Raw genomic sequence first — 2,011 nt, forward strand, 5'->3', positions numbered from 1 at the left:
GAATGTCCTAAAGCGACGCTGATTACGACTACTGTCACTCATAAAATCCATTGACCAACATTCACCTTGTTTATTGGGTGCTGATAGTCTTTCTGGGCTTCGTGGAGGAATGCGCTGTTTACGCTTTATCCTGAGATTAAGCTTTAATTGGCAATACACCCGATACACCCGTTTATGATTCCATTTATAGCCGAGCTTTTTGATACGATTAAAACATTTAGGAAAGCCCCAGCGTAAATGCCGGTCTGTGATAGCATTCAATACCGAAACAATCACCGAATCATCCTGTAACTTAGGTTGATAATAGTAAGCACAACGGCTTAAGCCAACAATGGCACAACTCATAGCAATAGTAACTGAATGATTTTGTTGTAGTTGCTGTGCCCACGTTTTACGTGCCTTTGCGGGCACTAAAGCTTTTTTATTATTTCTTCCTGCAGCTGGGATTTTAAGCTCAGTTCGGCAAACATCTGCTTAAGCTTGCGGTTTTCAGCCTCCAGCTCCTTTAAGCGTTTGATATCCGAAGTTTCCATTCCGCCGTATTTTTCTCGCCATTTATAGAAAGTTGAATTACCCATGCCATATTTACGGCACAGTTCTTTAACCGGAATACCCGCTTCAGCTTCTTTTAAAATAGCGACAATTTGATGTTCAGTCATTTTTTTCATAATTAAATCCCCTTTTCTTTTATCATAGAGAATTTTCTACTTTTTTGCTGTACTATTTTAGGGGATAGTTACACTAACACTATCAGAGAAGAAAACAAAAGTAGTGCATATCAGGATCAGGCAGGGTTTTGACTTTTTAGGTTGGACGGTGAGACAGTTTAACAACAAGCTTATTATCAAGCCGAGTAAAAAGAATGAGGAGGCATTCTATAGCAAGGTGAGAGATAAGATTAAAAGATTAAGCATGGTTAAACAAGAAGACTTAATAAAGGTATTAAATCCAATGATAAGGGGGTGGGCTAACTATCACCGAAGTCAAGTAGCGAGTCAGGCATATGGGCGAATGGATGCATTAATATGGCGTGCGCTTTGGAATTGGAGCAAAAGAAGACATAGCAAGAAGGGTAAACGTTGGATAAAAGAGAAATACTTTAAAACGACGGCAACTCGGATATGGAACTTTGGCACGATGATAAAAGACCGCCATGGGATGGATAAATGGGTTGAATTATTGCAATGTAGCAAGACGGCAATCAAACGACATATTAAGGTAAAATCGGATTACAATCCATTTTTACCGGAATGGGAATTATACGGGGAAACATTACACCAGAAGCGGATGTATGAGGAATTCTCACACAGACACAAATGGCAAATGCTGTATAATGGATCGGCTACACTAATTCATACAACTTTTTTAAGGGGTAAGGTAAACTTATCACAACTAAAAAAGGAACAAATATGAATAAGATTAAACGCAAAAGACGAACATTCACAGATGATTTTAAACAGCAAATGGTCAGTCTTTATCGACATGGTAAATCACGTAGTGAAATCGTTGCCGAATATGATTTGACACCATCAGCATTGGACCGTTGGATAACGCAATCAAGCCAAAGTGGCTCATTTAAAACAAAAGATAATCGCAGTCCACAAGAACAAGAGTTAATCGCGTTGCGTAAAGAGCTTAAACAGCTGCGTATGGAAAACGATATTTTAAAGCAAGCAGCACTGATAATAGGACGAAAATCGCTATCCTAAAAGCAAATCGACATCGTTATAGCATAACAAAGCTATGTCAATATTTAGGATTATCAAGACATTATGCTTATTATCAGTGTAAATTGAATAGACAAAAATCAGTAGGGCTTTATGCCGATAAAATCGTGACGCTATTTAATCAGAGCTATCAGTCTTATGGTACAAGACGAATTCTTTTTGATTTACAGAAAGAGAATATTTGGGTGTCACGCCGTTACATTGCTCGGGTGATGAAAGCCTTATTGCTGGTATCAAAATACACCGTTAAACGTTATCAATCTCACACTACGGAAGTGAATGAA

5 protein-coding genes are annotated in these 2,011 nt (G+C 38.3%); 3 read left to right on the top strand and 2 right to left on the bottom strand.

Going from position 1 to position 2,011, the window contains the following annotated elements:
- Together A9G32_RS07695 and A9G32_RS07700 are read right to left on the bottom strand one after the other, a co-directional pair.
- On the bottom strand, positions 1–411 hold a 411-nt coding region (locus tag A9G32_RS07695), incomplete at its 3' end, for an IS3 family transposase (RefSeq protein ID WP_141672888.1).
- Positions 411–668 (bottom strand): transposase, encoded by a 258-nt coding sequence (locus tag A9G32_RS07700; protein ID WP_034909955.1) that lies wholly within the window; start codon positions 666–668, stop codon positions 411–413. The genes A9G32_RS07700 and A9G32_RS07695, both read right to left, overlap by 1 nt.
- A 148-nt stretch (positions 669–816) precedes the next feature.
- Between A9G32_RS07700 and A9G32_RS07705 the strand changes: the two genes are divergently transcribed.
- The 3 genes from A9G32_RS07705 to A9G32_RS12600 all read left to right on the top strand — a co-directional run.
- Entirely contained in the window at positions 817–1,413 is a 597-nt protein-coding gene (locus A9G32_RS07705; RefSeq protein WP_065590233.1) for a group II intron maturase-specific domain-containing protein, read from the top strand.
- A complete protein-coding gene (locus A9G32_RS07710; RefSeq protein ID WP_065589462.1) occupies positions 1,410–1,709 on the top strand; it encodes an IS3 family transposase in 300 nt (99 codons plus the stop codon). Before A9G32_RS07705 ends, A9G32_RS07710 begins: the two co-directional genes overlap by 4 nt.
- Positions 1,710–1,792: 83 nt before the next feature.
- Positions 1,793–2,011, top strand: a 219-nt coding sequence (locus A9G32_RS12600; protein WP_141672889.1) for an IS3 family transposase, incomplete at its 3' end; no start/stop codon positions are given.

Origin of the sequence: Gilliamella sp. Gris3-2, from assembly GCF_001690345.1 — a bacterium.
GTDB lineage: Bacteria > Pseudomonadota > Gammaproteobacteria > Enterobacterales > Orbaceae > Gilliamella > Gilliamella bombi.